The organism is Bacillus sp. Bos-x628, from assembly GCF_040500475.1.
Classification (GTDB): Bacteria; Bacillota; Bacilli; order Bacillales; family Bacillaceae; genus Bacillus; species Bacillus maqinnsis.
In genome coordinates this window covers 1,319,489-1,344,920 of record NZ_CP159358.1, presented here as the reverse complement: position 1 = coordinate 1,344,920, position 25,432 = coordinate 1,319,489, and the positions used below count along the sequence as shown (strand labels likewise).

Here is a 25,432-nt window from a genome sequence, read left to right as displayed (position 1 = left end):
TAAGTGAAAAAGACCCAAAATGGTATCATTTTATATCATGCTTTTTTTGTAAAGGTGAAAGGACCGAATACTATGAGCATATTCACATAATAAAGAAATGCCAACAAATTGTAATAACTCAAAATTAACACCAGAAATAATGTCCATGTAGATTTGCTCCTTTCTCATACATGATATGAGCAGAAAGGAGATTGGTGCGGATGAAAACAAAAAAAGAAGACACCATAAAAGTGCCTTCTATTCGCCACATATGAAATTAAGCTTTTGTTCCGCCAAGATGTTGCTGAGCGTAAGATACAAGACGTTTTGTGATTTCTCCACCTACTGAACCGTTAGCACGAGCTGTTGTTTCTGGTCCAAGGTTTACACCAAACTCAGAAGCGATTTCGTATTTCATTTGATCGATTGCTTGCTCTGCTCCTGGAACGAGTAATTGATTTGAACTATTAGAATTTGCCATGATGTGAATCTCCTTTTTATATATGATTTGGTTGGGTTTGCTGGAATCGCACCAGCGAATGAAAGTTGTCATTTGCCACTTGGCGAACCCAATGCGACAAGCCCTTTGTACTAAATATTATGGTTATTTGCTAAGAAAACATACAAAAAAAGAACATGGTAAATCTTGTTTTAAATGTTCCTCAATGAATTAAAAAAACCATCACCCAACAAGCGGGTAATGGAGCAAGTTTCTCTTTATTGAGCTGACCGAATGCGTTCTTCAGTGTCAATATCAAAGAAGTGAGCTTTATTCATATCAATAGCAAGCGGTAAAGACTGACCTGCCTGAATATCCGTACGAGAATCAACACGTGCAATAAAAGATTGGCCTTCAAGAGAAGAATAAAGCATCGTTTCCGCTCCCATAAGTTCAGCCACTTCTACATGTGCCTCAATTTTTGTACCTTCAGATGCCTCAATAAAGACAGGTTCATCATGGAAATCTTCAGGTCTAATTCCAAGAATCACATTCTTTCCGATGTAACCTTGACTGCGCAATACTTTCATTTTTCCTTCTGGCACACGAATGTGCGTTTTTCCAACAGCGATGGCGCCGTCAGAGAGTTTTCCTGTGAAAAAGTTCATGGCAGGAGACCCAATAAATCCTCCAACAAAGACGTTTTCAGGATTTTCATATACATCCTTAGGTGCTCCAACCTGTTGAATAAGGCCATCCTTCATGACAACAAGCCTTGTTGCCATAGTCATCGCTTCTGTTTGATCATGAGTTACATAGATGAAGGTCGTTTGCAGGCGCTGATGAAGTTTAGATATTTCAGCACGCATCTGAACACGTAATTTTGCATCTAAATTGGAAAGCGGTTCATCTAAAAGGAAGACTTTTGCATCTCGAACAATGGCTCTGCCAAGAGCAACACGCTGTCTTTGTCCGCCTGACAAAGCTTTAGGCTTTCGGTCCAAATATGGTTCAAGACCTAGAATTTTGGCAGCATTTCGAACCCGCTCATCAATTTCCGTTTTAGGGAACTTCCTCAGCTTTAATCCAAAGGCCATATTATCGTACACATTCATGTGAGGGTATAAAGCATAGTTTTGGAAGACCATCGCAATATCCCGATCCTTCGGTGCGACGTCATTCATTCGTTTGCCATCTAACAGAAAATCCCCTTGTGAAATCTCTTCAAGACCTGCGATCATTCGAAGCGTAGTTGATTTCCCACAGCCTGATGGACCAACAAAAACAATAAATTCTTTATCATGTATATGAAGATTAAAGTTATCTACTGCGGTCACTTTGTTATCATATACTTTATAAATGTGATCGAGCATCATTTCAGCCATTTGCCGTAGCCTCCCTGTTCCTTTCTGTTGAAAGCGCTTTACTTATATGTAGAGTGTATAAAATGGGCAAGTGTCTGTAAATGGACAACGTGCACAACATCTTTTTTCATTTTTTGGGCAGAGTGCTTACGGCAGTTTCTTTTTAAAGATCTAGAAGACTCATCATGAAATAAGTAGCTGCGGCTTCTGTGAAATGACGTATATCTATTCCTGTCCGTTCAATAAATTTATCAATGCGATATTGAAGGCTATTTCTGTGTACATATAAAGCTTTGGCAGCTTGGGACGCATTCAAATTGCACTGCATATACGTCTTGAGAGTGCGGGAAACTTCTCGATCAAGGACCGTTTCTTTAAATGCATCGGAAATCGAGCTAGATACCACATGAGGATTATAACGAAATAGGTATGGAAGACATTGATAAAATGTCGCTACACCTGATCTAAGCTTTCCCCGTTGAATGAGCGTCAAAAAGAGCTGATGTTCATTTAACAATCTCGTTCTTAGCTGTTTATTTGGCAGATGCAATTGTCCTTGTAAAAAGACTGAATCTGTTAAAAAGTCACTTGTAAATGCTTGAGAAAGATCATTCAGCTTGTCTAATTGTCCATTATCTGATGTGGCATTTGATTGAATCATCATGGCAGTGTCAGCGCCTGTCCAAATCAAATGAGTATGATCGAGGCTGCTGCTAACAGCCTCTTTTATTTGTTGTTTCTGTTCTGATTGATGGAACATTCTAAAATAATAAACACGGACGGGTTCGTGCACTGTTAATGATTTTTCTTCAAAAAGATAACTGTACCAGTTCTTTTCATCTTCAGTTTCTTGAGTATTAGATAAATTGATCGGTGTAAGTAATGAGTTTAAAAGGAGTGTTTCTCTTGAAGATAATTCGGTTCCGTCTACTCCAAATATTTCGCCTTGATCGGTTTGATACCATAGAATATGTTTGTCATTGGTAGGTGAACTGATGATATGTTTGCCGTATACAAGCTTTAATTTTTCTAGCATGGCGAGACTCCTTAAACAGTTTAATCATAGACATGAAATAGCATTAATTCATGGATTTCTTCTTTTAGGTTTGGTTCAACTTCGTGTGGAGGAAGTTGTGAGCCCCATTCGATATCACCAGTTTTGTGGTAGATGCCTTCATAATGCGCACCATTATGAAAAAAGGATATTTTCCAGCCAGGCAATTGAGCTTTCTTAAAAAGCGGTTTCCATTGAAAATGGGAAATCATATCGTTACTGCCTCCTTGCTTTTATTGATTACACAATAAACAAAAACGACAATAAGAAAAGAACTTTTGACTTAGTTATATTGTATCTCATCTTATGGATAGAGCATAGGAAAAGGATGGATTTGAGAACACTGTTGATGATAGATAAGCAATTAATTGACGTTCGAATGCTCGGTGATAAAGAGCGCTTTTTGTGATAAGTAGGATGCGTAATCGACGATTCTTTTACCAACGAGCCATTCTGAATTTTTTAATAAAGAATGCCGAAAAATTTCTCTTCCAGGCCGGGAATTAGCTTCAAACATCCAAGTAGATCCAGAGTGATCGATTCCTAAGTCAAATCCGATTTCACCTATGAAGCCCGGCATTTTTTCATCAATGACTTGACTAAGATGGATAGCAGTTTCTGAAAGCTGCTGTAAAATCTTCAATCGTGTTTCTTGTACATGAAAGATGTCAGTCAGCGTTTTAACAGTCCCTCCATGTAAATGATGGGTGGTAACTGTATGGTCTCCAGATACTTTTGCAGCGATAGCAGTTACTGTCCAATAACCATATTTATTTTTGTTTGTATGCACTCTGAAATCAAGCGGCTGATTCTCGATATGTAGTAAATCGATGCCTTGTTGAGCTATAAATTCATGTATCGTGTGTTCCTTTCTAAATTTTTCTAGAAATTCCTCTACTGAATAAAATTCAACGGACATCCCTTTATTTGTATAGACATTAATTCCACTCTTAGTCGTTTTAAGCTGATAAATGTCATGTCCATGACTTCCGTTCATTGGTTTTAGATAAATCACATTGTGCAGATGGAGGAGTGTTTCTATTTTACATGAAGCATCTAAAGGGTCTAGTTGTATAGAATGCGGTAGAAAGGATACTGAACGTTGATCTGCAAGCAGCTTTTCATGAATGTGCCATTTATTAAAGAAATAAGGATTGAACCAAGGGATATCGTAGTCTTGTGTAAGTTTTCGTTTTGTTTCTTGTATGAACGCTGATTGAGCAACCTTTCTATTTGGTAGTCGATCATAGATGACTGTCGGGAGAGGGAATTGCTTTTTAAGCCATTTTTGTTGTTGGAAAAGGTACCCTTCCACTATTCCTTGATCCCAATCAATAGAATGAGTCCCAAAAAGATAAGCAAACCCAACATGTTTTCTGCAAGACTTTAGTAGATGAACGAAAAAATCAGAGCGAGTTCCTAATGGTTGAGCATTCTGTTCAAACCCTGCGGTAAATATTCCAATGAGAGGTCCTATATAGAGTGTATTGTCATGTAAAATCACATCAGCTTTAGTCTCATAAGGAATAAGTAAATCGTGGAAAAGATCTTCAGATAATAACATTTTATGTTTGTTTTGATGGTATGAAATGGTGAAGCCGTCTAAAGAGAGAGACCCGAAAGCGATAGATTGTATAGATTCCTGCTGCTTAAATTGAAAGGGGAGATGGATCGTTCTTTTACTTGTTAAATGAGGAGCGATGATACAACGTTTTTGGAGCATGATGAACCTCCTTTTGTTGAGATATCATTGATTGCCCATGCTCGAGAATACAACGGATGAATTTATTTTCTTTTTCAGGGAAGACCTTTAAAAAAGCGGACCGCCCTGGCTTTGACATTATATTTGATATAAAAAGTTTACCTTCGCTTGTATGGAGCAAGTCTACAGCGAATTCAATGAAAGGAGAAAATCTTGTTTCCAAATAAGCTGGAAGAGACGAATGAATGGTTGACATATCATCTAGCAAGAGCTGCCTTATGTGCGGTTGCAATGTGTTTAGGTAGTGATCAAAGACTAACATATGGTTTGAATTTTGTGTATTCCTTAAAAAGCTATTTTTAGTTGCTGATTTTATATAATTTCCCATGCAGTGCCATTGATGTTGAGCATCTTTCATGAGAAAAATCCTGATTTCAGTTAATAAAAAATCATTTTGGAAAGGCGTGTTGAAATATTGAAGTAAATAGCGACCGAGATACTTTTGGCACCAGCGCTCGGCGTCTGATTGACTAGAAAATGTGATGAAATGCTTTTGATTGAGCTGGACGGTTAAAGTTGATTGATCATTCATATAAATCAAGTAAGCTGGAGCTGAATGTTGCTGTGAGAGCGGATGCATTTTACAATACCCGTTTTCCTTTACCATCTCGATAAGATCAGATGGTTCTTTTAATAATGAGCAGACTGGTAGATATGGATTTAATGAAGGGTGATGTTGGAGCTGCTCGAATAGAATCATTTGATTTGGAAATCCTGTGTTCAAAAATGTTGTTTTCGGATACTTTTTTAACCAATTCATGATTGGTTTTGCTTTTTTAGATCGTGAATCATGCTGGTACAGACATCGATCATAAATGAAATCAGGAATCGGAAATTCCTCTGATACAAAACCTTGGCCAACCTTAAACTTTTGACCTTGAATAAGATTTGAAGTTGGTTTTAAGTCAAGTGGTGTAAAACGCACAATTTCTAAACCAAAAGGAGAGGCAGCTTTGGCGAGCTGAAGCGTGAATGTCTCTTCATGTTGTGTTGAAAGAGTAACAACGCCTAATGTTGACATCATGTAAAACCACCTACTTTTCACATTCTTTTTTAACAAACGAAAAACATTTTTTTATGATTTTACAAAAATCTTGCGTTCCTTTATCATTACGACAGATAGCTTAACCATATGTCTTGATGAAAGCCCATTTGCTTGGACTTTTGACAAAAACTATAATACGAATAGATAAAAAACAATAAACATCGGGTGTTGTTTGAAAGGTAGATGACAATTTTGGATATACTCACAACGTTTATCTTTATGATCGTAATAGGAGCGGTTATAGGAGCAGCAACAAATTATCTTGCGATTAAAATGCTTTTTCGTCCTTATAAAACTTATTATTTATTTGGGAAGCAGCTTCCATTTACACCGGGACTCATTCCTAAAAGAAGAGACGAAGTAGCAAAGCAAGTAGGTGTGATGGTGATGGAACATCTCCTTACTCCAGATGGTATTAAAAAACGCTTTGAAACGTCAGAGGCTAGAGAAGACATATTGAACACTGTTCAGCGCTATATTGATAAGACCGCTGAAATGGAGATATCAGTCTCTGCTTTTTTAGAAAAATTCGGATTTCTACAGGCTGACGTGAAAATGGATGAATGGTTGAGTCAGTGGTCAGATGAGAAGCTCTCTGCATTGTTTGAAAAGTATGATCAACAATCATTATCTGAACTGCTTCCACAGGAAGTCAAAGATAAGCTCTCGGCAAAAATCCCAGATGTGGCAGATTATATTTTAATGAGAGGGATTCATTACTTTGAAAGTGAGGAAGGGAAAGCAAGGCTCGGCAATATGATTGACGACTTCTTAAAAGAACGAGGGATGTTTGGCAGTATGGTTCAAATGTTTCTTGGCAATTCAAGCTTAATCGACCGAGTACACCCTGAAATCATGAAGTTTTTGAGAAATGCAGAAACAAAGAGATTTTTATCAGATGTGTTAGTACAAGAATGGGATAAGGTAAAGACATTTTCTCTTCAGAAGTTGGATGAAAAGTGGGATGTGAAGAGGATTGTGTTTCGTGTGAAAAGACGATTGCTTTCACATTTCTCTACAAAGCTGCTTTTAGACAGACCAGTAGGAACTTATATCAGTGCCGTGGCAAATGATCTCAAATTCCAATTTGCACCTGTTCTCATTGATAAGGGGATGGAAGCGGCAGCGAATGCTTTAGAGGGTTTACTGACGAAGCTTCAATTTGAAGAAATCATTCGCGAGCAAATAGAACTTTTTCCACTTGAAAAAATGGAGGAGCTGGTTGTCAGCATTTCCAATAAAGAGCTTAAGATGATTACATTTTTAGGTGGTTTTTTAGGCGGAATCATTGGCGCTATTCAGGCTGTTTTCGTCACATTATTCTAACAGTAAGAAGAGAATTTTGATGAATTCATTGTATATATGTGAAACAAAAGCCATAGTTTGTTATAGTGGAGTGGTGTCCGCCGATGATATCGGTGATAACGGATAGAAAGGAGACATGACATGTCTGTAAATCTTTATGATGTTGCATATGACCTTGAAAAAGCATTGCGACAAAGCGAAGAATATTCAACTTTAAGAAATCTTTATGATGAGGTTAACGAGGATGAGTCTTCTAAAAGAATGTTTGAGAACTTTCGTGACATTCAAGTAAACCTTCAACAAAAACAAATGACTGGTCAAGAGATTACACAAGAAGAAGTTGAGCAAGCTCAAAAAACAGTTACACTTGTTCAGCAACATGATAAAATCTCTCGGTTGATGGAAGCCGAACAACGTGTGAGTGTTCTTATCGGTGAATTAAATAAAATCATCATGAAGCCTCTTGAAGAGCTTTACGGAAATCCGGAAGAAAATTAATTGTAAGGGCGATTGAATTTGCCCTTTTTTTGTTTGATCATCCAACCTAAAAAAAAGGTTGTCGAAGCTGAGAAATTTTGCGATAATACTTATTGAAAGTGCTTTCAAAAATGTACTTTCATGATTTCATTGGGTGCGTTTCATTTTGGATTTTATGGTGATCAGTCAACTAAGAGAGAAGCGCTTCAGGGAGAAATACAAAGCATAAGGGGATATGATATAAGCAATGCTTTGGTGTGTGAAAGATAAAGGGGGAAAATGGGGAGCTTCATCACGCCATTGTTACGCATCCAAATCATACATAAAAAGCCTTAGGAGTAGGCTGGAGGACTGATGCCCGTTTTTAGGCATGGATATCAAACACCTTTATGAAACAGCCAGTTGCCGAAACTCTTTCGGTGACTGGTTGTTTCATTTCAACTTATGGGGGTATCCTTTTTGATTCATGAAAGTTCGACTTCAACTGCATGTTCTAAAGCTCTCGGTTAGGGCATATCCTCATCATAAGTACAGTCATCAAGAAGGGGGATACCTCAGTGTCAAAAAAATTACTTGCACTCAATATAGATGGGACGTTACTTCGTTCCAATGGGAAAATTCATTCCGCTACAAAAGAAGCTGTGGAATATGTAAAGAGAAAAGGGGTTTATGTGACGATTGTGACCAATCGGCATTTTCGATCAGCACAAAAAATTGCCAAGGCGTTGAAAATATCGTCTTCAACACTTGTGACTCATAGTGGTGCTTTTATCGCAGATAAACTCGATGAACCACTTCATGTGAAGAAATTAACGGAAGAAAAAACGTTTAATCTTGTGCAAATTCTTGAGAGCTTTGATTGTAATATCCGATTACTACATGAAAAATTCTCGATTGGTAATCGAAAAAAGACCCAGTCTCAACTAATGGGGAAAACACTGATTCATCCGTCTGATCCGATCTTTTATCCAGTCCAATTTGTAGAATCTTTAAGTGATATGCTGATGGATGAGCCAGTAAGTACGCCTGTTATCGAAGTATATTCGACAGCAGCTCTTCAGCCTGAAATATACAAAACCATTCAACAAGCGTTCCCATCTATCAATCTGATCAAGATTAGCGATGAGAAAATGAATATCGTGTGTAAAGGTGTTTCGAAAGAAGCAGGTCTTTCCCTTTTGGCCTCATCACTTGGTTTTACTTTAGAAGATACAGTAGTGATTGGTCATGGGATAGATGATATTCCTATGCTTGAGCTAGCAGGATTAGGGGTAGCTATGGGTAATGCACCTCATTCGGTAAAGCGTAAAGCCGATTGGGTCACACGATCTCATGATGAACAAGGCGTTGCTTATATGATCAAAGAATATTTTAGGATGCAGCAAAGGGAAGGTTTTTTACATCAATTTGATATCAAACGATAAACAGATAAAGGCCCTGTCAATCAAAAAATGGCAGGGCCATCGTCTGTTTCCTTCATTGCTTTTCCAAGATGAATTTTGTAAAATGAAACAAGTTTGAAGATAAAGGTGATTCGATGCGAATTGTAATTAAAGGGCTGTCAGATGAACGTTTTCATCGTCCGCTTGTCAATATTGCGAATTTATTTGAAGAAGATAGTGAAGTGTTGTTCGATCAACATGCTCTTGATGAGGGTCTGGTAATGGAGCTCGGTTGGAAAGAAGATCATGGAGTGGTTGAGGCCGTTGGACATATTTATGATTCAGATGTAAGAAGTCGTTTTACAAGAGAAATGCCGGATGGATTGAATGAGAAGGAACGTTGGAAGCAACTCAAAAATGCTGTACTGTCTGTTTACTTAAACCTTCTTCAAGAATATACAGGAATCACGCAAAAATGGGGAATTCTCACGGGAATACGTCCTACGAAATTACTTCATAAGTTGCTTAGAGAAGGAATGGAAAAGGAAGAGGCGCATGCTGCATTAAAACGTAATTATTTGATACATGATGAAAAAATCAATTTGATGCAGGAAATTGTAGATCGTCAGCTTCAAGCGATACCTGACCTGTATGACCTTCAGCAGGAAGTCAGTGTGTATATCGGCATTCCTTTTTGTCCAACGAAATGTGCCTATTGTACGTTCCCTGCGTATGCGATTAAAGGACAAGCTGGCAGAGTCGGAACGTTTCTCTTTGGGCTACATTATGAGATGCAGAAAATTGGCTCGTGGCTAAAAGAACAAGGGATTAAAGTGACAACGGTTTATTTCGGAGGGGGTACACCGACAAGTATTACCGCTGAGGAAATGGATTTGCTGTATGAAGAAATGTATCGCTCATTTCCAGATGTGAAACATATTCGTGAAATAACGGTAGAAGCTGGTCGACCAGACACTATTACGCCTGATAAGTTAGAGGTTTTAAACCGCTACAATATCGACCGAATTAGTATCAACCCGCAATCGTACGAAAACGAAACGCTCAAAGCGATTGGTCGTCATCATAGTGTGGATGAAACGATTGAAAAATATCATTTATCCAGACAGTACGGAATGAATAATATTAACATGGATTTAATTATTGGCTTGCCAGGTGAAGGTTTAAAGGAGTTTCAACACTCTTTGCATCAGACTGAAGAGCTAAAGCCTGAATCTTTAACTGTGCACACACTCTCCTTCAAAAGAGCATCTGAAATGACGCGTAATAAGGAGAAGTATCAAGTGGCGGACCGAGAAGAGATCATACAAATGATGGATGAAGCTGTCAAGTGGACAAAAGCACATCAATATCATCCATATTATTTATATAGACAAAAAAACATTTTAGGGAATCTTGAAAATGTAGGGTACTCTTTAGAAGGACAAGAGAGTTTGTATAATATCATCATGATGGAAGAAGTTCAGACGATCATTGGCATTGGATGTGGCGCAGCAAGTAAATTCATTGATCCGCAATCAGGAAAAATTACGCAGTATGCCAATCCAAAAGATCCAAAATCGTATAATGATCGCTATAAGCACTATACAGAAGAGAAAATCAACTTTCTAGAGTCGTTATTTGTATCTCACGAATAAACACTGCGGTGATGCAATGTTTTTCATATACAAAAATGCCAGCAATTTTTTAATTGATGAAAAAAAAGGGCCTCACTTCATGGGGCCCTTGTTTGTTTATATGGTCGTTTCTTTTTTCACGTTTGGTTTTTCGGTTTTCCACTGGAAAATGTGGTTTAACATTTGATAGATGCGCTTTGATTCTTTCGTCACAAGCGGTCCTAAGATCGCAAGGATTAAGACATACAATGCAGCAAATGGCTTCAATGTGGCAGCAAGACCGCCTGCAATGCCAAGCTCTGCTACAATAATTGAAAATTCTCCCCTTGACACGATGGTTAATCCGATATTAGAAGAAGCTTTATGAGAAAAACCTGCTCTTCTTCCAGCAAACATACCGGCAGTGAAGTTACCAATTAAGGTGAGGATGACGGCGCCAATCGCTAGCCAAAATGCATCTCCTAAAGTAAAAGGATCAATGCTTAAACCGAAGCTGAAGAAAAACATGGCACCGAAGAAATCCCGAAACGGAACAACGAGATGCTCAATTCGGTCTGAATGCTCTGTCTCTGAGAAAACAAGGCCGAGTAATAGAGCGCCAATGGCCTCTGCTACATGGATTGTTTCTGAGAAACCGGCGACAAAGAATAAAGCGGCAAAAATCACAATGATGAACACTTCATTTGAACGTATATCGAATATTTTGTTTAATAGTTTTGGCAGTTTTCGTGCGATGATGAAGAAAAGCATCATATAACCAAAGGCAATTAAAATAGATAATAAGGCACTGCCAACGGATGTGGCATCTCCAAGGACAAGACCTGATACAACGGATAAATAGACAGCGAGAAAAATATCCTCAAACATAATAATCCCAAGAATCAATTCTGTTTCAGGATTTGCTGTCCGTTTTAAATCAACGAGGACTTTGGCGACAATTGCACTAGATGAAATGGTGATGACACCCGCCATAATCAGAACCTCAAGGAAACCGAAGCCTGTGATAAAGCCATAAAGAAGACCTAAGCTGAAGTTGATTAAAATATAGATAGACCCGCCGACTGCAATGGATCTGCCTGATTTAATGAGCTTTCCGACAGAGAACTCAAGTCCAAGGTAGAATAGGAGAAATAAGACACCCATTCTGCCAAAGAACGAAATGATTTCAGAGCTTTCAATAAATTTCAAATCAATGATACCGATGGTCGGAGCGTGAGGACCAACAATTATTCCGAGGACAATGAGAAATGGAATGATAGAGAATTTCATTTTATTGGCGATTAAGCTGGCAATGGCGATCAGAATAAGCGCAGTGCCAACTTCAAAGACTAGATGATCCATTCTCTCATCACTCTCCCCCTCTAGAAAGAAAATCACGTATCAATCGCTTCAAGTGTTTTCTTTCGCCTGAAATAACCATCGTATCATTTTCTTCAATAATGGAATCGGCACCTGGGTTGAGTAATTTTTCATTTGTATGCTTAATAATCGCAATGACAGTTACTTCATAATTTTGTCTTACATCTAAATCACCGAGTGTATGTCCAACCGCTTTTGCACCTTTTTCCACCTTAAACCATTCAATGATGAGGTCATTAAAGGCCATTTCGATGGTCTCAAGTGCTTGCGGTTTATATACCATTCCGCCAATAATGGCAGCAATTTGCCGTGACTCAGAATCATCGAGGGAGATGGTTGACAGGACTTCATCTGGATCATCATCGTCAAATCGATAAATCTCCCGCCTGCCATCATCATGAATCACAATCGTCATCTTTTCTCTGTTTCTCGTTTCAATTTCAAATTTCTTTCCGATCCCTGGAAGATCATTTTCTTTAATATTCATTTTATCCCTCCGAATATGATAGATAGGTATAGTTGCTCATACGGATGAAATAAAATGAATCAGGAGAGGTAATTTGATTGACACATAATGGGGATTGCACACTTCATTTCCAAAAAACATAGATCAATGGATAACGCCTTTGATTGAGCGGGCTTTAATAGAAAAGCCTTCAAATCAGCCATTGATAATCTGCGGTACAATCGAATCGATGGAGCATGTTTTTTTGAAAATGGAGATGTCTTTACAGCGTTCATTTCTTCATCATTTATAGACGGAGAAATGAGATTGATCGTGCTCGCTTCTGCCTGAGAAGCAAAAGCGACATTTGAAAAGGGAGAAAACATGACGATGAAGCTCACCAATATAAAAATGTAACACCTTATCAACAATCCTCCTCCTTTCAAATGAATTTGAATTTCTTGTTTAACTATATAAAAATATATTTCTTGTTTCAACAATTATGCTCATTTTAGTATCAATTGATCTTGAAATTTTTATGAAGAGGAAAAGGAATTATGAGTATGAAAAGGGAAATAGTCTTGTATTCAAACGAAAAAGGGGGATAAATGATGAAATTCATCAAATGTCAGCTAGAAGGGGATATTTTTGAAATCGTTCTCAATAGACCGGATGCCTATAATGCATTTCATGTCGATATGTTTGCTGAATTCAAAGAGGCATGTGATGTAGCGGCAGAAAACAGTGCGAGGATTGTTGTGATAAAGGGCATGGGAAAAGGATTTTCAGCAGGTGGAGATATCGGGATGATGCTCAAGCAAGAACGTGAAGAAGATTTTCATCATGTCATGGATTTGATCGAAGGAATTACACTTTCTCTTGCACGTATGAAAAAAGTGACGATTGCGCTTGTCCATGGGGCGGCGGCAGGTCTTGCTTTTAGTTTTGCACTAAGCTGTGATTATTTGTTCATGCATCAAGATGCAAAGCTGGCCATGAATTTTAATGGAATAGGGTTAATCCCTGATGGTGGAGGTCATTTTTTCTTAGCAAAGAGAGTAAACGAGCAAATGGCCAAACAATTAATATGGAGTGGAAAAAAGCTATCGGCAGAAGAGGCGCTTCAGCTTCGACTGGCAGACGGTGTGTTTCAAGAAGAGATCGATACGTATCAGAAAGCATGTGTGAAACCATTTTTAAACATGCCGCTTCAGGCTTTTGTTGAAACAAAGATGATTTATTTTCAGCAGTCAGAGCCACAGTTGTTAGCGGTTCTTCAAAAGGAGCGTGCAGCACAGGCAAGGCTTAGACAGAGTCATGATCATAAAGAAGGCATCCAAGCATTTTTAGAAAAAAGACAGCCTGTATTTCAAAATGTATAATTTGATGGGCCGGCGAAAAGCCGGCTCTTTTTAACGTTCAAATAAGAGCAGCTTGCCTGCATTGTCGACGAGCCGGTAAGAATGATTCATATATTGTTGTTCGATTAATCGATGTCGTCCTAGCTCTTTTGCCTTTTCATCACTATCAGTTGTTATTTTTTCATTTAATAATGTCTCGCCTGATCGGTCAAATACGGTCAAAAAGTATGTCTTCTCCATCAATCATTTTCCTTTCTTCTGTTTTTTATGTAATTAAACAATGTAATAGTCAAAACCTCTTTTTTACATGAAAAAATGGCTTTTTCTTAACAAAATTGATAGAACGTGCATTCGTAAAAATGACATGATAAAATATTGTCAACTACAGTATCGTGCAAGGAGATAGACGTTTGACTAAGCTAACCTTTATTCATGCCGCAGATCTTCATTTAGATAGTCCGTTTGCGGGAATGTCGAGTATACCAAGCCAAATATTTAAACGCCTGAAAGAAAGTACGTTTCAAAGTACAAAGCACATGTTTGATCTCGCCATCGAGAAGAATGTGGACTTTGTGCTTTTAAGCGGAGATGTATTTGACGAATCCAATCGAAGCTTGAAAGCACAGCTTTTTTTAAGAAAACAATTTCTTAGACTCCAAACGTACGGGATTGAAGTCTTCATTATTTATGGTAATCATGATCATTTAGGCGGAGAGTGGACACCGATTGAGTGGCCAGAAAATGTTCGGGTTTTCTCGAGCGGGATGCCAAGTGAGCACTCCTATTATCGAGGCGAACAGCTTGTCGCAAGCATTTATGGTTTTAGCTACAAAGAGAGGGCTGTCTATGAAAATATGACACCTCATTACCTGAAAACAACAGATGCTACATATCATATTGCGATGCTTCATGGCACATTAGCGGGCCGCGAAGGACACGACGCTTATGCACCGTTTCAGCTTCAGCAGCTTGTGGCGCAAGATTTTGATTATTGGGCTCTTGGACATATCCATAAGAGAGAGGTGCTGCATGAAGAACCATTGATGATCTACCCTGGTAATATTCAGGGCAGGCATATAAAAGAAACTGGAGAGAAAGGCTGTTACTTGGTTCATCTCTCTGAAGGTTCTGAGATAGCGGAGTTTCATAGCTGTTCAGACGTTATATTTGAAACAGTGATCATTGACATCACACATACAGCACATATGACGGACCTTGTCACGCTGATTGATGAGCGAATCATTGAGCTGAAACATCGAGGTGTTCCTTTTTGTGTAAAAATTGAATTGATCGGTGATGCGCCTCCTTACTTTGAACGAACAAAGCTTGATGTGATGGAGGAGCTCATGTCCGTTCTTCACGAGCAAGAAGAAGACGAGGAAACGTTCGTTTGGGTCATGTCCATAGATGATCGAACAAACGAGCATTTCGTCTTTCCAGAAGATTCATTTCTAAAAGAACTCACGTCAGAAATTGCTCAATTTGAGGCATATGAACAGCTACTTTCACCGATCAAGCGTCACCCAACCTACAGGAAGTCTGGAAAGGCTATGACAAAAGAGGATGAAGCGGATATTAAAGAAGAAGCACAAAGATTACTTATAGAGCAGTTGAAGCAACTGTGAGAAAAGGAGAGGCATGATGAAAATACGTTCACTTCATATTACGCAATTTGGCAAATTTTCAAATCAAACCTTTCACTTTTCTAATGATGGTTTTCAGCTTATTTATGGTTTGAATGAATCGGGGAAAACGACGTTAAAGGCATTTATTGAATCGATTCTCTTTGGATTTTCTAAAAGCAATGTGTACAAGCCCAAACAGTCATCTTTTTATGGCGGCTCCCTTACTTGTTTGCATGAAGAGCTAGGCATGATCAAGATTAAGAGGACGTCCGATCAAGGCGGTGAAGCGCAAGTGATTTTACCGAATGACGAAATCAAAGACGAGGGTTTTTTACGCACGATTTTAAAGGGAACTGACCGTAGATTATATCAATCTATTTATTCTTTTGATGTGTTTGGGCTACAAAATGTGCAAGCCCTAAACCAAGATCAGATCGGTGAATTTTTACTCTTTTCAAGTCTATTTGGATCAGATGCCGCGTCCAAGATGGATAGCCGTCTGTTCAAACAGCAGGAGCTACTTTTTAAACCAAATGGTCGAAAGCCTGAATTAAATCAACAGCTCGATCGTTTAAAGGAACTGGCAGACCAACTAAAACAGGCCAAAATGATAGAAGGTCGGTATATAGAAAAGAAACAGGAACAGACTAGCTTAACAGAACAGATCGAACAACTTCAGAACGAAGCGAATCAGGTAGAAGAAGAGATTCATAAGCTGAATGAACACATTCGTCTTTATCCAATCATAGAGCAAAAAATCCAGTTAAAAAAAGAATTGGCTCGTTATCCAGAACGTGTCAAACAATTTAGACAAGAGACAGAGCATGAACTTGATAAATTAGAATCACACCTTCACCCGCAAAAAGCACAATTAGCGGCACTGGAGCAAAAATTAGATCGCACGCAGACTTCTCTAGAGCAATTTCAACCATTGTATGACAAGAATACGTTGATGGAGATGCAAAGTGTGATTGATGCTTTCCCAGCATTTGAGCGTGTGACAAGACGCTTAACAGAGCTTGAGGAAGAAAGAGAAACATTGAAGCAAAAAATAGAAGCAAGTACATTGAAGCTGAAATGGGAAAGGCAGTTAAATCTAGAGCAGATCGACGACTCCCTTGATTTTGAGTGGGAATTAAAGGAGGCTGTCGGTCAATACGTTCGTTTAATGGATAGAAAGGCTCAGCTTGATGAACGCTTTGATCATGCACGGCATGAATTAGAAGAAGCTGAAACAGCACTCAAAGGAATAAAAGATCAACTGGCACTTCAACAGGTTGCAACAGGTGACAATGATACAAGAACGTGGTTATTCCCACTATTCTTCGTGGTTGCTGCTGTTCTCATGATCATTTTATTATTTTTAGGACAATGGTTGGTCACTTTGCTGTTTGCAGGATTTTCTGTTTTTGTGCTCATATTGGTTTATTCATTGCTGAAAAAGACCCAGGTGGGACATGGCACAAATGCAGAAGCATTTCAAGTCCAAGCGGTTTCAGCTGAAACACTTGTGCGGCAAAAAGAGCTTCTTTATGAAAGAATCATTCGGCAATATGAGGACTGGGAGCAAGAGTTAGAACCGATTCAGCAACAAGTAGAAGAGATGAAAAGACAGTTGGGGCTCACTTCAGAGCTTTCTTTTCTCGTCGAAGCCTATCAGGTCCTTAAACAATTAAAAGCGAATACAGCTTTATATGAACAGCTTTCCTGCGAAATAAATGAGATGAGAGAGAAAAAAACCCTCTATGAGCAGAAAGTATCTGCTTTAAGCAGCGCACTTCAGAAAAATGAAGGAACGGTTCAAGAAAGAATCTCAGCCTTTCAAGACATTCTGAAGGATGAGGCGATGAGAGAAAAGGAACGTCAAGCATTGAAGGTATCGATCCAGCATGTTGAGCAGCAACTGACAGCGTTAAAAAGGGAAATTCAATATTACGAAAAAGAAATCAACAAGCTTTTTCGTCAAGTGGAAGCAGAATCAAAGGAAGATTTCAATGTGCTGGTTCATTTATCGAAAGAATACCGAAAGCGGCTTTATGACTTACAACAGGTAAATCAAGAGTTGCACCGAAGCGATGGTTCCAAGGATTTAGAATGGATTGTAAGTAAGGGATTACACACAATAGAGGCGCTTCGTGTACAAGCTAAAGGCCGCCTAAAGGACATCCGAATGAATGTAACGAAAATGCAGGAACGATTAGCAGAACTCACAGTGGAAATTAGACACCTTGAAGCGTCAGGTACAGTGTCTGACTTAACCCACCAGATCGGAATAGAGCAGGAGCATACGAAGTTACTAGCTAAAAAATGGGCGGCCATTCAGCTTGTGAGATCGGTCATTCATAAGAAATTGAACGAACATAAAGAAACTAGACTTCCAGCTTTGCTTCAAACGGCTTCCAGCTTAATACAGCCTTTAACAGATGATCGCTATCAAACAATCATGTTCTCGAAAGAAGATGATCGGCTGATCGTGAAAAGGAACGATGAGCGAATATTCCGAGCGGAGGAGCTGTCACAGGCAACGTGTGAACAGGTGTATCTAGCCATTCGTTTTGCTTTGGCAATGTCTCATCAACAAGAATGCCAGTTGCCTTTTATGATGGACGACAGTTTTGTCCATTTTGATCATGTGCGCTTAGGGCGTGTGATGGATATGATGAGTGAGCTTACCCGTTCTGAAACACAGTTGTTTTATTTCACCTGCCATGATCGCATGAAGCAAGCAGCACAAAAAGAGCAGATTACGAGTTTAGTAGTTGAGTGATTGACAAATAATGACTTATGTTATACTTAAATGAGCAGAAACATGGAAGGAGCTTTTATTGAATGGCTAAAGGGATTATGACCTATGATGTCGGCGAACAAGTTGACCTGCATTTATTAATTAAATCATCTACTAAAGGTATTGCAAGTAACGGCAAACCATTTTTAACCTTAATTCTTCAAGATCAAAGTGGAGACATTGAGGCGAAACTATGGGATGCAAAGCAAAATGATGAACTCACATATGCACCACAAACCATTGTCAAGGTAGTAGGTGATATTCATCATTATCGCGGGAGAAATCAGCTAAAGCTTAGGAATATTCGCCCAGTTGCTGAAAACGAACAAATTCGGATTGATGATTTTCTAGAAACAGCTCCTATTCCAAAACACGATATGATGGATACGATTATGCAGTATATCTTTGATATGAAGAATCCTAATATTCAACGTGTCACAAGACACTTGCTAAAGAAATATGGACAGGAATTTGCCGATTATCCTGCAGCGACGAAAAATCATCACGAATTTGTATCTGGTCTCGCCTATCATGTGGTGTCGATGCTGCATTTAGCTAAGTCGATCGTCGATCTATACCCATCACTAGATCGAGATCTATTATATTCAGGTATTATTTTACATGACTTAGGAAAAGTGAAAGAGCTCTCGGGTCCAATTTCAACGACATATACGGTCGAAGGAAATTTAATTGGTCATATTTCCATTATGGTAACGGAAATTGCTAAAGCCGCAGAAGAACTTGGAATTGACTCCGAAGAAATTTTGATTTTACAGCATTTGGTGCTGAGTCATCATGGAAAAGGGGAATGGGGAAGTCCAAAACCGCCAATGGTCAAGGAGGCGGAAATTCTTCACTATATTGATAATCTTGATGCGAAAATGAACATGATGGATCGGGCGCTTGAGCATGTGAAACCTGGAGAATATACAGAGCGTATTTTTGCTCTAGAGAACCGATCTTTTTATAAACCAACATTTCACGATTAATATGACTTAAAAAACGTCCGGATTAAGCGGGCGTTTTTTTCATAACTTGTCTTCTTTTCGCATAAGCATGTAACACAAGGGAAGAGGGAGATGTCCTGAATAAAGGAGGCCATAAAAAGATGCTGTTTTTTCCATGGTGGGTGTATGTATGTATTATTGGCATTATTTACAGTGCGTATAAACTGATGACGACAGCAAAAGAGGAGCAGGAGATTGATCAATCCTTTATCGAGAAGGAAGGAGAAATCTTTATCGAGCGAATGGAACAGGAAAGAGAGCGCAGACGACAGCATCAAAAAGTAAAAACATCACAAGAAACGGCGAATCACGAAGATCATTCGATTGCTTAATTATTTGTTGATACAGAAACCCCTCTACTATGTAATGAGTAGAGGGGTTTCTCACGATTATTGGTTTGGATTTGTAGTTGTATTTGTTTGTTGAGATTTTTCTTTGAACGAGTTTTGAAGTTCTTTGTCTTTTACTTTTACATCGGCTTCTTTCACCAATTTGTTTAAGACGGTTTGGATTTCATTTGTGTCTGTTTGTTTTTGCTCAAGCAATTCTTTTTTCAAGTCAGCTTTCATGTCATCATATTTGCCGCGTTCTTCTGTTTTTTTAATGATATGGTAGCCGTACTGTGATTTCACTGGGCTACTGATTTCATTCACTTTTAGTTTGAATGCTGCTTTGCTGAAATTCTTATCCATTTGACCATCTTTTGCAAACCAGCCTACATCGCCGCCCTTTTCTGCTGAAGCAGTGTCTGTTGAGTATTCAGACACCAGGTCGTCCCATTTTTCACCTTTAGCTAATTTCTTTTCCACTTCATCAGCTGTTTTCTTATCAGCGACTAAAATATGGCTAGCACGAATTTTTCCTTTTAGGTCATCGTAATAAGCTTTGACTTCTTTATCAGTAATTTTAATATTCGCTTTGGCAGCCTTTTGAGTTAGTAACTCATATTTCACCTGATCTTTGATGTAGTCTTTACCATATTGATCTTGAAGTTGTTTTAAACGATCTTCTCCAAGTGTTTTTTTATATTCTTTCAATTTCTTATCAATTTCATCATCTGATACTTTGTATTTGTCAGCAAGAACCTTTTGTTGAACAAGTAGATTTAAAGCATCTCCACCAGCTTGTTTCTTAAGAGTTGTATATAGTTCTTCTTTTGTGACGTCTCCTGATTTCGTCGTTGCGATGACTTCTTTATCACCGCTACTGCATGCGCCAAGAGTTAAAACACTTACTGCTGTTACAGCTGCTAAAGCCATTTTTTTCATTCAAAAAACACTCCTAATCTTTCCAATTTATTTATCATTGACTGTATCATAACATATTGTGACACGCTGTAAAAAGAAATGCAAATGAGAGGGCATTCGTCTAGTCAAATTTTTAAGTGCGACATACACATATAGTGATCACAAAAAGGAGGCTGAATTATATGGGAGCAGGATATTCTAATGGTTTCGCTTTATTGGTCGTGCTATTCATTTTGCTGATCATCGTTGGTGCAGCATATCTTTACTAATTCAATCGCTGGTACAGAAGAGAGCCGTTCTGCCTGAGTGTGGGGCGGTTCTTTTTTCAAACGATGACAGGTGCCTAAACGTTTTAAATGTTTTTGCATACACTGAGCTTAGAACGGAAGAAGAACTGGCAGGAGGTGTATTTACATGGGAGGAGAAGTCTTTGCGGGCGGTTTTGCACTAGTCGTCGTGTTATTCATTTTATTGATCATCATCGGTGCATCTTGGATTTACTAATAGATAAAAAATCACAAAAAGCTGCCCCTCAAATTGGCAGCTTTTGCTTTGATCTTAAGCAGTAATCGTAATTTCAACAAATGATGAGATGAGTAAGATGAGTATTGATACATTGATAAAGCGAAACACCTTATCTTGCCGTTCTTCAGGAATCTCTCTGACAAGGCATAATGTATTAGTAAGCCTGTTTATTGAATATACAATAAACGCAGCAAAGACGATGAAGTAAAATAAAACGATCGGAGAGCCCCCCTCTCTATGCTATTCCCATACTACATTACCAAATTTTTTATGAAAAAGATAGAAGTTGACTTTAAAAACCTCTTGATGAGGAAGTTTGCTCAACTAAAATATCAAACTCATCTTGAGCTTGATCGATGATACATGATTTTGGTGCTTTTAGCAGTTTCCAAGTAAATAAAAAGTCAGGCATGCAATAGCCTGCATGAATACTTGCGATGATGATGAAATAGTGAGCATATATTGGAAACGCCATGCCTAAAACAAAGTAAACAGGTGAGATGACACAAAACGGGCTGACCAATGAAAAGAGCATTACCCTCTTTGGCACACGCTGCCAGCAATTTCGTTTAAATAACGTCATTTTTTTCTTATTTTTCATCACTGGAATCAAGTGAATCACACGATGGACAAGCAATGTCGCGAGTAAAAGCACAGCAAAAAGCGGCGCGTTATGACTGCTTAGTCTCGTTTCAGGATGAGTCAGTTGAAAACATAAAAAAGCCAAAATGAAAAAGAAGATAGCAAGACTTATTGCTGAAATCATCATTCTCGTATAACCATAATCCTTTTCAAGATTAATGGTTTTCCAACAATTCATTTATTCATCCTTCCAATCTCAAAAATCTAATTGAATACCTCAAGATAATTTACTCTTCCTGAGGATAAAAATCAATGGTTTTTATGAAAAAAAATAAAATGTTCCATTCATGAAGGTCAAACAGAGGAAACTTTGAGTTTTTCAAGAAAAAATGACAGAAGGGGGAGGTTCGTCTCTTTCGTCAATGAGTATTTTCGGCTAAAATAGAAAGACTAAGAGAAAGAGGGAACGTACATGAGGATTGAGGAACGAATAAGTCTGCTCGAATATCATATGGAACTTTTACTGATGGCCTCGGATATGAGCCGCTATCCATATTATGCGCTGTTGATTCGGCAGCGTGTGTCTAAGGAAGAAGCAAAGGACATTGAACGATTTTGTGCAAAGCTTTCAGACGATATGGACAAGCAAAAAGCACAAGGATTTGTCATGTTCGACGATCTCCTTGCGCTTTTTGCGGGACAGTTAATTGAGAAGCTGGATGTTCATGAGACGATTTTTGCTCTACATGATCAGGGGCTGTTTCAGCCATTAATGAATGAATTTATAAAGATCATTAAACAGTTTGATTTGATTTAGCCGTCTTTTCTGCTATCTCAGTCGAGCCTTCAAGTTCCTCAGCCCTTTTCGTGACTTTTCCATGTTCATTCAAAAAGTCCTTCTCAATGTTTGAAAACGATTTCTCAAAAATCTCCATGAAGTCCTCACCATAGATGTTTCGGATAATACACATCATTTCTAAAATTTCAGGGAACTTTCCGTAAATGTCATGAAGCGGCTGTGCGCCTTTGACAATACCAGTTCGGGCAGGGTCGTAATCTTCGAGTAGTTTATGGAATGTCTCTTCGCCTTTTGGCGTTAGCTCAATATACGTATTGCGCTTATCGTTTAACTTTTTTGAAAATTTTAAAAATCCTCTTTCCTCCAGTTTTTTGGAGAAGTTAAAAGCAGTTGATACATGCATGACGCCAAATTTCGCAATTTCTGATATTGAAGCTCCTCTTAACTGGTACGCAATCCACAAAATATGATGTTCATTGATATTCAGATTATACGGTTTGATCCATTGCTGCCAGTCTTTTTCAATGGATTTCCAAAGAGCTTTGCTCAATTGAGCCATTCTTTGACTGAATAAAAGTGCTTCTTTTACATCGAAAGGCTGTTCCGAATGATTCATCCATTTCACCTACTTCTCTTTTTCTTGTAATTCTATTATGCCAATAAAATAAAGATTAATAAAGCTGAAAATTCAAGAATTTTAAAAAGTCATGAATAACATTGGCGAAATAACTTTTTTTCAACAAAAAAAGTGCGGGATACGCACCCCGCACACTTTTGTAAACGAATATTTTTTTGTGAATATATTAATTTTGTAAGGTTTTCTCCAGTTGTTTGAGCTTCTCCTCAATTTCCTGAATTTCCTTTTGCAGGTCTTGCTGATGAGGTTTGATTTCTTCACGCCAACGTTGAATGGATGTTTGCAATTCAGATGCAACTTCTTTGATGACTCCTGCGCTTTCTTTTGCGGTTTCAACAATTTGCTCTTTTAAAGACTGTCCATCTCTTTTTAATTTTGTCAACGTATCTTCCAATTTGCCATAACCGTCTTTCACTTTTCCGCGCACATCTCTGCCGGAAGAGGGAGTCGTCAGGAGCACTGCAACACCTCCGAGGAGACCGCCTACAAATAATCCTGTTAGTAAAGAACGTCCACTAGCCATTGATATCACCTCTCGTCAAATTTTACACATACTCAGTTCATTCTGATCTCAAGACCAGGTTCAAACTTCCATACATAGCTTGCTTTATTTTAGCATACTTTTGAAGAAAAGGGAGGGGAGAAGGTTGTCTGTCTTTCTGTTTGTTTTTACGTGTATCGGTGTTATTTTCACAGGTGGTTCTATTCATTATTTAAGACAACTTGGGTATGCAGGGTCTTATCCGCCCAAACATGTATTAAAGCAAAAAGCGCTTGTTTGTGCGGCGGGTGCAGGGATTTCACTCTCCATCTTGCTGTTTACCCTTTTTCTTTTATAAAACATGAAAAAACCTCTTCAATATCATGAAGAGGTTCGGTTTTTGTTAAGCGACTTCAATCATTCTTGCACGCTTTAAAATGGACTGAGCAATCGGGAAGACAAACGCCATTGCAATGGTATTAATGACGGCTGCTGGAAGGACAACGCCTGCCAAGAGTGCCGGTAATGCTGCTGGCAGTCCAGTGATGAGTAAAGCGGCAGAAAGGAAAATGACGCCGGAAATCATGGTTCCAATAGCTGTTAAAACAGCGGTAAGAACCACTTTATTTTTCATCTTTTGGCAAGATAAGAAAAGCATTAAGAAAATAATGGAAGTGACTGGTTTATCAATCATATTTGGAATTTGTCCGCCTGGGAAACTCGTTGTCAAAGCGGAAATGACCCCAGTCACAAGGGCAATGACGACAACATGCTGTACCTTTGGAAAAAGGATGATGCTTAAAAACATCATGACCAGCATCATATCAGGTTTCATTCCAAAGAAAATTGGCGGGAAAATCGTATGCAAAACAGCTCCCATTGCTGCAAGCAATGACATAATGACTAATTCTTTTGTTTTCATTTTCATTTCTATGCTCTCCTCTGCTAAGCTCTTATAGGACTCTCCAATAATATGGCTGATCATTTATTGCAAGAGTCAACGCTTCATATTCTCGTTATTATAACAAATTTATTTCGGGTTAGAAAAGCCTTTTTACTCATTTTCTTGCTGAAACTTTTTCATAAAGTCCGCAAGCTTTTGGCAGTCTTCAATGGAAACCGCATTGTAAATAGAAGCTCTACATCCGCCGACTGATCGATGTCCGGCAAGTCCAACCATCTTTTCTTGTTTTGCTTTCTCTACAAATGGTTTTGTCAGTGCATCATCTCGGAGGGTAAAAGTGACATTCATGTGAGAACGGCTGTCTACACGAGCATGTCCTTTGTAAAAACCGCCACTTTGATCAATCGTATCATATAGAATAGTCGCCTTTTGTTCATTGCGTTTCTCGGCTGCTTCAACGCCGCCAGTCTCTTTTACATGTTCTAGGACGAGGGACAGCATATAAATCGCAAAAGTTGGTGGTGTGTGATAAAGAGAATTGGCTTTCACATGTGTTGAATATGTTAATATTTTTGGTGTGCTGCTTTTTTCTTTTTCTAATAAACTTTTGCGTACGATGACAATCGTAATGCCAGACGGGCCTAGATTTTTTTGAGCCCCAGCATAAATGAAATCAAATGAAGAAACGTTTATTCTTTTACTTAGAATATCGCTGGACATATCAGCAATGAGCGGTAAAGAAGTTGTTGGGAACGTTTTCCACTGAGTGCCGAAAATCGTATTATTCGATGTGATATGCAAATATGCGCCATCTGTAACAGCTGATGTATCCACTTTTGGAATATACGAATAATTGTCATCTTCACTTGAAGCAAATACAGAAGTCTGACCAAACCTTTTTGCTTCTGAAAGTGCTTTTTCTGACCAAGCACCAGTTTGAATGAAATGAGCTGTCTCACCTTCATGTAAGAAGTTCATTGGAACCATCGCAAATTGAAGACTTGCCCCGCCTTGTAAAAAGAGAACTTCATAATCTTCTGGAATCTCCATGAGTTCTATCAAAAGCGCTTTCGCTTTATTGTGAACTTGTTCATATTCAGTGCTACGATGAGAAAGCTCCATCACAGACATTCCGGTTTGTTGAAAATCAACAAGTTCTTCTTGTGCTTTTTGAAGCACTTCAAGCGGCAATGCCGCCGGCCCAGCATTAAAATTTGTCGTTCGCTTCATCACA

The 25,432-nt window shown here is 38.6% G+C and carries 29 protein-coding genes; 13 read left to right on the top strand and 16 right to left on the bottom strand.

Annotated features, from left to right (window positions below; all coding sequences use genetic code 11):
• Positions 1 to 256: 256 nt before the first annotated feature.
• From ABVJ71_RS07030 to ABVJ71_RS07005, 6 genes are all read right to left on the bottom strand, one after another.
• Positions 257 to 460, bottom strand: coding sequence for an alpha/beta-type small acid-soluble spore protein (locus ABVJ71_RS07030; protein WP_353856248.1), 204 nt, complete (start codon positions 458 to 460; stop codon positions 257 to 259).
• A 236-nt stretch (positions 461 to 696) separates the two neighbouring features.
• The gene (gene ugpC / locus ABVJ71_RS07025) at positions 697 to 1,803 is read right to left on the bottom strand and encodes a sn-glycerol-3-phosphate ABC transporter ATP-binding protein UgpC (RefSeq protein ID WP_353856247.1); all 1,107 of its coding nucleotides are present in this window, start codon (positions 1,801 to 1,803) and stop codon (positions 697 to 699) included.
• Positions 1,804 to 1,945: 142 nt separating this feature from the next.
• Positions 1,946 to 2,818, bottom strand: coding sequence for a helix-turn-helix domain-containing protein (locus tag ABVJ71_RS07020; protein ID WP_353856246.1), 873 nt, complete (start codon positions 2,816 to 2,818; stop codon positions 1,946 to 1,948).
• Between the two features lie 20 nt (positions 2,819 to 2,838).
• Positions 2,839 to 3,048, bottom strand: a complete 210-nt coding sequence (locus tag ABVJ71_RS07015) for a YheE family protein (RefSeq protein WP_353856245.1) — start codon at positions 3,046 to 3,048, stop codon at positions 2,839 to 2,841.
• A gap of 152 nt (positions 3,049 to 3,200) precedes the next feature.
• Positions 3,201 to 4,559 (bottom strand): YheC/YheD family protein, encoded by a 1,359-nt coding sequence (locus tag ABVJ71_RS07010; protein ID WP_353856244.1) that lies wholly within the window; start codon positions 4,557 to 4,559, stop codon positions 3,201 to 3,203.
• Positions 4,516 to 5,622: a YheC/YheD family protein gene (locus tag ABVJ71_RS07005; RefSeq protein WP_353856243.1), complete on the bottom strand. Its 1,107-nt coding sequence runs from the start codon at positions 5,620 to 5,622 to the stop codon at positions 4,516 to 4,518. The genes ABVJ71_RS07010 and ABVJ71_RS07005 overlap by 44 nt, the downstream gene beginning before the upstream one ends.
• A gap of 213 nt (positions 5,623 to 5,835) precedes the next feature.
• Here ABVJ71_RS07005 and ABVJ71_RS07000 point away from each other — a divergent pair, with 213 nt between their 5' ends.
• From ABVJ71_RS07000 to ABVJ71_RS06985, 4 genes are all read left to right on the top strand, one after another.
• Positions 5,836 to 6,969 (top strand): DUF445 family protein, encoded by a 1,134-nt coding sequence (locus tag ABVJ71_RS07000; protein ID WP_353856242.1) that lies wholly within the window; start codon positions 5,836 to 5,838, stop codon positions 6,967 to 6,969.
• Between the two features lie 120 nt (positions 6,970 to 7,089).
• Positions 7,090 to 7,446: a YlbF family regulator gene (locus tag ABVJ71_RS06995; RefSeq protein WP_353856241.1), complete on the top strand. Its 357-nt coding sequence runs from the start codon at positions 7,090 to 7,092 to the stop codon at positions 7,444 to 7,446.
• Between the two features lie 536 nt (positions 7,447 to 7,982).
• Entirely contained in the window at positions 7,983 to 8,849 is an 867-nt protein-coding gene (locus ABVJ71_RS06990; protein WP_353856240.1) for a Cof-type HAD-IIB family hydrolase, read from the top strand.
• A gap of 113 nt (positions 8,850 to 8,962) precedes the next feature.
• Positions 8,963 to 10,462 (top strand): coproporphyrinogen III oxidase, encoded by a 1,500-nt coding sequence (locus ABVJ71_RS06985; RefSeq protein ID WP_353856239.1) that lies wholly within the window; start codon positions 8,963 to 8,965, stop codon positions 10,460 to 10,462.
• A gap of 96 nt (positions 10,463 to 10,558) precedes the next feature.
• Here the strand turns inward: ABVJ71_RS06985 and ABVJ71_RS06980 are convergent, their stop codons facing one another.
• Both ABVJ71_RS06980 and ABVJ71_RS06975 read right to left on the bottom strand, forming a co-directional pair.
• A complete protein-coding gene (locus ABVJ71_RS06980) occupies positions 10,559 to 11,782 on the bottom strand; it encodes a cation:proton antiporter (RefSeq protein WP_353856238.1) in 1,224 nt (407 codons plus the stop codon).
• Positions 11,783 to 11,789: 7 nt separating this feature from the next.
• Complete coding sequence (locus ABVJ71_RS06975; protein WP_353856237.1) at positions 11,790 to 12,287, bottom strand: cation:proton antiporter regulatory subunit; 498 nt, start codon at positions 12,285 to 12,287, stop codon at positions 11,790 to 11,792.
• 566 nt (positions 12,288 to 12,853) lie between these two features.
• Here ABVJ71_RS06975 and ABVJ71_RS06970 point away from each other — a divergent pair.
• On the top strand, positions 12,854 to 13,627 hold the full coding sequence (locus ABVJ71_RS06970) for an enoyl-CoA hydratase (protein ID WP_353856236.1): 774 nt from the start codon (positions 12,854 to 12,856) through the stop codon (positions 13,625 to 13,627).
• 30 nt (positions 13,628 to 13,657) lie between these two features.
• Here the strand turns inward: ABVJ71_RS06970 and ABVJ71_RS06965 are convergent, their stop codons facing one another.
• Positions 13,658 to 13,846, bottom strand: coding sequence for a YhzD family protein (locus ABVJ71_RS06965; RefSeq protein WP_353856235.1), 189 nt, complete (start codon positions 13,844 to 13,846; stop codon positions 13,658 to 13,660).
• A gap of 170 nt (positions 13,847 to 14,016) precedes the next feature.
• Between ABVJ71_RS06965 and ABVJ71_RS06960 the strand changes: the two genes are divergently transcribed.
• The 4 genes from ABVJ71_RS06960 (at position 14,017) to ABVJ71_RS06945 (ending at position 19,355) form a co-directional block, all read left to right on the top strand.
• The gene (locus tag ABVJ71_RS06960) at positions 14,017 to 15,231 is read left to right on the top strand and encodes a DNA repair exonuclease (RefSeq protein WP_353856234.1); all 1,215 of its coding nucleotides are present in this window, start codon (positions 14,017 to 14,019) and stop codon (positions 15,229 to 15,231) included.
• Between the two features lie 16 nt (positions 15,232 to 15,247).
• On the top strand, positions 15,248 to 17,998 hold the full coding sequence (locus ABVJ71_RS06955; RefSeq protein WP_353856597.1) for an AAA family ATPase: 2,751 nt from the start codon (positions 15,248 to 15,250) through the stop codon (positions 17,996 to 17,998).
• Between the two features lie 62 nt (positions 17,999 to 18,060).
• The gene (gene yhaM / locus ABVJ71_RS06950; protein ID WP_353856233.1) at positions 18,061 to 19,005 is read left to right on the top strand and encodes a 3'-5' exoribonuclease YhaM; all 945 of its coding nucleotides are present in this window, start codon (positions 18,061 to 18,063) and stop codon (positions 19,003 to 19,005) included.
• A gap of 119 nt (positions 19,006 to 19,124) precedes the next feature.
• Complete coding sequence (locus ABVJ71_RS06945) at positions 19,125 to 19,355, top strand: sporulation YhaL family protein (protein WP_353856232.1); 231 nt, start codon at positions 19,125 to 19,127, stop codon at positions 19,353 to 19,355.
• Positions 19,356 to 19,412: 57 nt separating this feature from the next.
• Here the strand turns inward: ABVJ71_RS06945 and ABVJ71_RS06940 are convergent, their stop codons facing one another.
• A complete protein-coding gene (locus ABVJ71_RS06940) occupies positions 19,413 to 20,291 on the bottom strand; it encodes a peptidylprolyl isomerase (RefSeq protein ID WP_353856231.1) in 879 nt (292 codons plus the stop codon).
• A 161-nt stretch (positions 20,292 to 20,452) separates the two neighbouring features.
• Between ABVJ71_RS06940 and ABVJ71_RS06935 the strand changes: the two genes are divergently transcribed.
• Positions 20,453 to 20,539, top strand: a complete 87-nt coding sequence (locus ABVJ71_RS06935) for a YjcZ family sporulation protein (protein WP_008361129.1) — start codon at positions 20,453 to 20,455, stop codon at positions 20,537 to 20,539.
• A 145-nt stretch (positions 20,540 to 20,684) separates the two neighbouring features.
• Positions 20,685 to 20,774, top strand: coding sequence for a YjcZ family sporulation protein (locus ABVJ71_RS06930; protein ID WP_034647786.1), 90 nt, complete (start codon positions 20,685 to 20,687; stop codon positions 20,772 to 20,774).
• Positions 20,775 to 20,828: 54 nt separating this feature from the next.
• Here the strand turns inward: ABVJ71_RS06930 and ABVJ71_RS06925 are convergent, their stop codons facing one another.
• Both ABVJ71_RS06925 and ABVJ71_RS06920 read right to left on the bottom strand, forming a co-directional pair.
• Positions 20,829 to 21,014 carry a hypothetical protein gene (locus tag ABVJ71_RS06925; RefSeq protein WP_353856596.1) on the bottom strand — a complete coding sequence of 62 codons (186 nt, stop codon included), beginning with the start codon at positions 21,012 to 21,014 and terminating at the stop codon, positions 20,829 to 20,831.
• 73 nt (positions 21,015 to 21,087) lie between these two features.
• Complete coding sequence (locus ABVJ71_RS06920; protein ID WP_353856230.1) at positions 21,088 to 21,615, bottom strand: DUF3267 domain-containing protein; 528 nt, start codon at positions 21,613 to 21,615, stop codon at positions 21,088 to 21,090.
• A 234-nt stretch (positions 21,616 to 21,849) separates the two neighbouring features.
• On the opposite strand from ABVJ71_RS06920, the gene ABVJ71_RS06915 reads away from it, so the two are divergent.
• Positions 21,850 to 22,194 (top strand): YhaI family protein, encoded by a 345-nt coding sequence (locus ABVJ71_RS06915; RefSeq protein ID WP_353856229.1) that lies wholly within the window; start codon positions 21,850 to 21,852, stop codon positions 22,192 to 22,194.
• Here the strand turns inward: ABVJ71_RS06915 and ABVJ71_RS06910 are convergent.
• Both ABVJ71_RS06910 and ABVJ71_RS06905 read right to left on the bottom strand, forming a co-directional pair.
• On the bottom strand, positions 22,172 to 22,792 hold the full coding sequence (locus ABVJ71_RS06910) for an HTH-type transcriptional regulator Hpr (RefSeq protein WP_353856228.1): 621 nt from the start codon (positions 22,790 to 22,792) through the stop codon (positions 22,172 to 22,174). The genes ABVJ71_RS06915 and ABVJ71_RS06910 overlap by 23 nt on opposite strands.
• A gap of 187 nt (positions 22,793 to 22,979) precedes the next feature.
• On the bottom strand, positions 22,980 to 23,336 hold the full coding sequence (locus tag ABVJ71_RS06905; protein ID WP_353856227.1) for a YtxH domain-containing protein: 357 nt from the start codon (positions 23,334 to 23,336) through the stop codon (positions 22,980 to 22,982).
• Between the two features lie 124 nt (positions 23,337 to 23,460).
• Between ABVJ71_RS06905 and ABVJ71_RS06900 the strand changes: the two genes are divergently transcribed.
• A complete protein-coding gene (locus tag ABVJ71_RS06900) occupies positions 23,461 to 23,652 on the top strand; it encodes a hypothetical protein (RefSeq protein WP_353856226.1) in 192 nt (63 codons plus the stop codon).
• A gap of 45 nt (positions 23,653 to 23,697) precedes the next feature.
• Here ABVJ71_RS06900 and ABVJ71_RS06895 read toward each other — a convergent pair whose 3' ends face one another.
• Positions 23,698 to 24,216: a tryptophan transporter gene (locus tag ABVJ71_RS06895; protein ID WP_353856595.1), complete on the bottom strand. Its 519-nt coding sequence runs from the start codon at positions 24,214 to 24,216 to the stop codon at positions 23,698 to 23,700.
• Positions 24,217 to 24,348: 132 nt separating this feature from the next.
• A complete protein-coding gene (gene serC, locus ABVJ71_RS06890) occupies positions 24,349 to 25,428 on the bottom strand; it encodes a 3-phosphoserine/phosphohydroxythreonine transaminase (RefSeq protein WP_353856225.1) in 1,080 nt (359 codons plus the stop codon).
• Positions 25,429 to 25,432: the final 4 nt, after the last annotated feature.